3 protein-coding genes are annotated in these 6,238 nt (G+C 74.1%); all 3 read left to right on the top strand.

All coding sequences use genetic code 11. The features are described 5' to 3' along the window. Window positions 1-3,173 (top strand): amino acid adenylation domain-containing protein (locus ACFTZL_RS39290; protein ID WP_382593605.1); only part of this gene is annotated, 3,173 nt, incomplete at its 5' end. Continuing rightward, window positions 3,166-5,892 (top strand): type I polyketide synthase, encoded by a 2,727-nt coding sequence (locus ACFTZL_RS39285; protein WP_382593602.1) that lies wholly within the window; start codon window positions 3,166-3,168, stop codon window positions 5,890-5,892. The genes ACFTZL_RS39290 and ACFTZL_RS39285, both read left to right, overlap by 8 nt. After that, window positions 5,889-6,238, top strand: a 350-nt coding sequence (locus ACFTZL_RS39280) for a hypothetical protein (protein WP_382593600.1), incomplete at its 3' end; no start/stop codon positions are given. The genes ACFTZL_RS39285 and ACFTZL_RS39280, both read left to right, overlap by 4 nt.

The raw sequence follows: 6,238 nt of genomic DNA, 5'->3' as shown, positions 1-6,238 counted from the left end.
CCGTGGTGGCCCGGGACCTCGACGCCGCCCGGGTCGCCGCGGCGCTACGGGCGCTGGCCGCACGGCACGAGTCCCTGCGGACACGGTTCGTCGCCGAGGGCGACGCGTTCGCCCGGCGGGTCCTGCCACAGTGGCGGGTCCCGCTGCGCGAGGTGGAGCTCCCGCCGAGCGGCGGCAGCCTCGCCGAGCGGATGGAGGCACTGGTCGGCCCGACCGCCGGGAGCTTCCTGCGGCCCTTCGAACAGCCGCCCTGGTGCGCGTTCATCGGCCGCTCCGCCGGTGCCGGTGACGTCCTCACCCTGGTGTTCCACCACGCGATCGTCGACGGATGGAGCATCGGCATCCTCCTGCGCGAGTTCGCGGAGTGCTACGGCAAGGGCCGGATCGAGGACCCGAACACCCCCGTACCGGACTCCTCGCTGTCCCGGTACCAGGCCAGGGCCGAATCGGGCCGACTCGCCGAAGACCTCGGCAGGGTCGCCGAGCGGCTGGCGGGAGCGCCGACCGACCTCCGGCTCCCCTGGGCGGCCGGGGGAGAGGACGGGCTGTTCGCCCCGGACGGCAGCCGGCTGCCCTTCGTGCTGCCGCCCGAGGTGCGGGACGCCGTCGAGGCCGTGGCGCGGCGGACCGGTGTGCGCCGCCCGGTCGTCCTGCTGGCGGCCTGGGCCCTGGTGCTGGGGCGCCGGGCAGGCGTCGACGACCTCGTCCTGGGAATGCCCACGAGCGGGCGTTTCCGCGCGGACCAGTTCGACGCGGTCGGTCTGCTGACCCGGGTGGCACCGGTCCGGCTCAGGCTGGAGCCGGAGCTCACGGTGGACGGCTACCTCGGCCGGGCGGCCGCCGACTACGACGCCGCGATACGGGACTCGGAGGCCCCGTTCGAGGACATCGTGCGCCACCTCGACGCGCGCCCGGTCCGCGGCTCCAACGCGCTGACCCCGTTCGCGTTCGCCGCGCACGACGAACTCGTCCCGGCCACCCTCGACCTCGCCGGAACACCTGCTGAGGTGGTCGAAGGGCACTGCGGCGGCGCGGTGTTCGACGCGATCCTCTACCACCGGCGCTGGGGACATGAGCCGGCCCTCGCCCTGGAGTACTCGCACTCCCGGGTCGGACCGCAGACCGCCACCGCGCTGGCCGGCGCGCTGCTCGCGACGCTCCTCGAGTTCGAGCGGACCCCGGACGCACCGATCGGCGGGCTCGCCGGACTGTCGGCCGTCGAACGAGCCCGGATCGCCGCGCCGACGCACCGCACCCCCGACACGACGGACGGGCTCGAAGGCCTGTGGGAGCGCTTCGTGTCGACGGCCCGGAGGAGTCCCGATGCCGTCGCCGTCACCGACCCCGCCGACGGCCACACGCTGACCTACCGTCGGCTCGAACAGGCCGCCGCGCGCTACGCGTCCGCCCTGCATGACGCGGGTGTCCGAGCCGGAGACCGGGTGATCATCCAGGTCGACCGCTCGGCCGCGGAGGTCGTCGCCGTACTGGCGGTCCTGCGGACGGGCGCCTGCTACGTCCCCGTGCCGCAGCAGATGGCCGGCACCTGGCGCGACGAGGTGCTCCGCGTCACCGGGGCCACGGTGGTCGTGGCCTTTGCCGACCGCCGCGCCGACTGGCCGCGGCAGATGCCGCTGGTGGCACCGTGGTCCCCCGACGCGGCTGAGCTCGAGGACACCGGGGCGCTCGCGGAACCGCACCCGCGCGCCGATGACAGCCCGGCGTACATCTCGTTCACCTCCGGGACCACGGGCACGCCCAAGGGAGTCGAGATACCCGACCGTGCGGTGATCCGCCTGGCGGCGGACACCGGCCTGCTGCGTCCGGCGGACGACGAGGACCCCGGCCGCCGACGCTCGATGCTCCGCATGGCCCCCCTGGCCTTCGACGCCTCGACCCTGGAGCTCTTCCACCCGCTCCTCAACGGGGACCGGATCGCGATCCTCCCACCGGGCCCCGCATCGCCCCAGGTGATCCGCGCCTTCCTGCGGGACGAACAGGTCACCCACGCCTGGCTGACCGCGGGGATCTTCCGTTTGGTGGCCCAGTACGACGCCGCCGCGCTCGGCTCGCTGCGCCAGTTGCTGACCGGCGGGGACGTGGTCTCACCGGACCATGTCCGGGCCGTCCTGGAGGCCTCGCCCGGACTGTGGGTCACCAACGGGTACGGCCCGACGGAGAACACGACGTTCACCACCGTCCACCATGTGACCTCGGCGGACGAGGTCGGCGACACCGTTCCGATCGGTCGGCCCATCGCCGGCACCGGAGTTCTCGTACTCGACGAGACGGGCCGGCCGGCCCCGCCCGGGGCCGACGGCGAACTGTTCGCCACCGGCCTGGGCCTGGCCCACGGCTATGCCGGGGACACCGAGCGGACCGCCGCGGCCTTCGTCACCGTGCCCTGGCTCGCCGGCGAACGCGCCTACGCCACCGGGGACATCGTCTGCTGGAACGAAACCGGAGAGCTGCTGTTCCGCGGCCGCCGCGACCGGCAGATCAAGGTCCGCGGCCATCGGGTCGAACTCGCCGCGATCGAGTCCCACATCAGATCCTGGCCGGGTGTCGTCGACGCGGACGTGAGCGCCGTCGGCGACGACCACACCGACCGGGCCGTCCTCGCCTCGGTCGTCGGCCCGGAGCGGTCCGCCCTGCGGCGGCTCGTCCCCTCGCTGACGCACACCTTCCCGTCGTACGCGCTGCCCGGCCTGTGGTGCCTCGTGCCGTCCCTGCCCCTGAGCCGCAACGGCAAGGTGGACACCGACGCGCTGGCGGCCCAGGCGCTGACGACCGAGCGCTTCTTGGCCGAGAGCCCCGCACCGGCCACCCCCACGGCACCGGCCACCCCCACGGCACCGGCCACCCCCACGGCCTCGGCCGCACCCGTGCCGGCCGCGGCCCCGGCGGTACCCGGCCCGCCCTCCCCGGCGTCGGCCGAGGACGCCCTCGTGGAGCAGGTCGCCGATGTCTGGCGGGACCTGCTCGGCGGCGACGACTTCCACTACGACGAGGCGTTCTTCGACGCGGGCGGCGACTCGCTGCAACTGACCGAGATGCGCAACGCGCTGCGCAAGCGATTCCCGGGAGTCCGGATCACCTCGGTCGACATCTACCGGGCCCCGACGGTCAACAAGTTGGCGGCGCACATCAGGGAGGGCATGCGCGGTGCGTGAAGCGGAGACGGAGAAGGAACCGATCGCCGTCATCGGCGTGTACGCCCGTACCCCGGGCGCGGGAGACGATCTCGACGCCTTCTGGCACATGGTGGCCGAGGGCCGGGAGGCGGTGACCGCCCTGTCCGACGCCGAGCCGGTGGCGGAAGGGGCAGCCGACACGGCCGTCGGCAGCCGGTCCGACCGGGTCGCCCGGCGCGGAGTCCTCGCGGACGTCGGACAGTTCGACGCCGAAGCCTTCGGCATGCCTCCGCGGGAGGCCGAACTGACCGACCCTCAGCACCGGCTGCTGCTGGAGGCCGCGTGGGTGCTGCTGGAGCGGGCCGGGCACGGCACCGGCGGCGAGCGCGACGGCCGCGGCACCGGCAGCCGGGTCGGCGTCTTCGCCGGCGCGGGCCTGAACTACTACCTGCTGCGCCACATCCTCACCGATCCCTCGATCGAGCAGGCGGAGGGGCTGCTGCCTCTCGTCCTGGCGAACGACCGGGACCACCTCGCCGCCAAGCTCGCCTATCGGCTCGGTCTGACCGGCCCGGCGATGACCGTGCAGACCGCCTGCTCGACCTCTCTGGTCGCCGTGCACCAGGGCGTCCGGGCGCTGCGCAGCCGGGATGCCGACCTGGTGCTGGCCGGTGGGGTGAGTGTCGAACTGCCGCAGGACGAGGGCTACTCGGTCACCGCGGGCAGCGTGCTCTCCCGCAGTGGCCGCTGCCGCCCGTTCCAGACCGGCCGGGACGGCTCCGTGCCGGGCAACGGTCTTGGCCTGGTCGCCCTGCGGCGGCTCGGGGACGCGATCGCCGACAACGACACCGTCCTGGCCGTGATCCGCGGCTCGGCGGTGAACAACGACGGCGGCGACAAGGCCGGATACACAGCTCCCGGCTTCGCGGGCCAGGTCGACGTGTTGCGTACGGCCTACCGGGACGCCGGAGTCGACCCGGCGACGGTCGGATACCTGGAGGGACACGGCACCGGCACCGAGGTCGGCGACGACATCGAACTAGCCGCACTCGCCGAGGTGTTCACCCGCGGTGGAGCGGACGAACCGCTGCCGCTCGGCTCGGTCAAGGCCAACATCGGGAATCCGGGCGCGGCCGCCGGGGTGATCGGCCTGATCAAGACGGTGCTGGCCCTGCGCCACCGCGTCCTGCCGCCCCTGGTGGGCGCTGGCGACGATGCCGCGGCGGACGACCTGCCGGACGGCTTCGTGCTGGATCCCGCCGCCCGGCCGTGGGCCGCGGAGCAGGGCGTGCCGAGGCGCGCCGGGGTCAGCTCGTACGGCATGGGCGGAACCAACAGCCATGTCGTGGTCGAGGAGTACCGGCCCTCCCGGCCCGCGCCCGTGGAGGACCTGGCGGCGGCGCTGATCCCGCTCTCGGCCAGGGGAGAGGAGGGGGTGCTGCGCTACCGGGACGCCCTGGCGGCCCATGTGACGGCCCGTCCCGGCCGGGTCGGCGATGCCGCCCGCACCTTCACCTCCGGCCGGCGCCGCTTCCCCGTACGCCTCGGCGCGGTACTCACCCCGGACGGCCTGGCCCGCGAGTCCCTCCAGGACGCCCCCCGCCGGGTACCGAGGAAGGCACCCCCGATCGTGTGGGCCTTCGGCGGCGGGGAGGCCGACGTGCGCGGCATGCTGGCGGGCCTGTACCCCCGCTACGCGGTGGTGCGCGATCGGGTGGAGGAGGTCCTGGCCCACCTGGGGGAGGAGGACGGATCGAGGGTCCGCGCCGTCCTGCTGGACGAGACAGACGGGACCGACAGCGCGGTGCCCCCCGCCGAACTGGCCCAAGTCTGCCTGTACGTCACTCAGTTGGCCTTGGCCGACCTCCTGATCTTTCTGGGTGTCGCGCCCGCGGCCGTACTGGGCCACGGCGTCGGGGAGTTCGCTGCGGCCTGCCTCGCCGGTGAGTTCTCGGCGGTCGCGGGCGCCGACCTGCTGGCGAAGCCCTTCCCGGAGGGTGCCGACCGTGTGGCCCTCAAGCCGCCGGCCCTGCCCGTCGTCTCCGCGTGCACCGGCCGGGCGGTGGATCAGCAGAACGGCCGCGACTCCCGCTTCTGGGCCGCCGGGCCGCCGCAACCCGTGCGCTTCCCGGACGCCGCACGCACGCTCACCGCCATGGTGAAGGGCGCACTGGTCGTCGAGATCGGGCCCGGGCGGTCGCTGAGTGACCTGCTGCGCCCGCACATCCGGGACGACGGCCTGTACGACGTGCTGCCGATGTTGCCCGCCACAGGCCTGGTGTCCTTCCTCACCCAGCTCGGCCGGTTGTGGTCGGCGGGGGCCGGGGTCGACCTGGAACGGGCCAACGGAGCCGACGGCTACCGCCGGGTGCCCCTGCCCACCTACCCGTTCGACCGGCGACGGCACTGGATCGACGCACCCCGCCCCGGGGCGCCCGACCCGACCGTTCGGCAGAGCGGGAACGACAACCTGGCGCCGACCGAGACCGAGACCGAGGCCGACGCCGGGACGCTGTCCCTGGTGCTCGGCGCCTGGGAGGAGACGCTCGGCATCAGGGACATCGAGCCCGATGCCGACCTGTACATGCTCGGCGGGGACTCCTTCACCCTGGTCCGGCTGGCCGTCCGGCTCTCGCGGAGCTGCGGCCTCGAGATCACGGCGAGGAACCTGCTCGGCGTCGACCTGACGCCCCGTGCCATGGCCGACCTGATCGATGAGATGACCAACGGGACGCAGGGGGAGAAGAGCCAACCGTGACGCGGCACGAAGTGATCGAAGCACAGCGCGTCACGGTGGAGGCCCCCGACCGGGCCTCGGCCGCCCTGGCGACCGCCGTCGTGGCGGCGCGGGTCTGCCACACCGGACACGTCACCGTTCGGGTCGGATCGGACACCTCCGCCGAGGGGACGAGCGTGCTCCTGGCGGACGGCGGGCACGAGGCGGTGACCCGGCTCGCCGAGACGATCGACGAGTGGGGCCGACGGGGCACGGTCCGCCTCGACGTGCACTGTGACAGCTGCCGCGAGGGCGCGGGAGACCACCGGCCCTGCCGACTCGAACTGCCGGACAGCGGGAAGGACGGGCCGCCGACGGTCGTCCACGG

It is taken from the genome of Streptomyces sp. NPDC056948, assembly GCF_042674225.1.
GTDB lineage: Bacteria > Actinomycetota > Actinomycetes > Streptomycetales > Streptomycetaceae > Streptomyces > Streptomyces purpurascens.
This window is presented reverse-complemented; position numbering and strand designations above follow the sequence as displayed.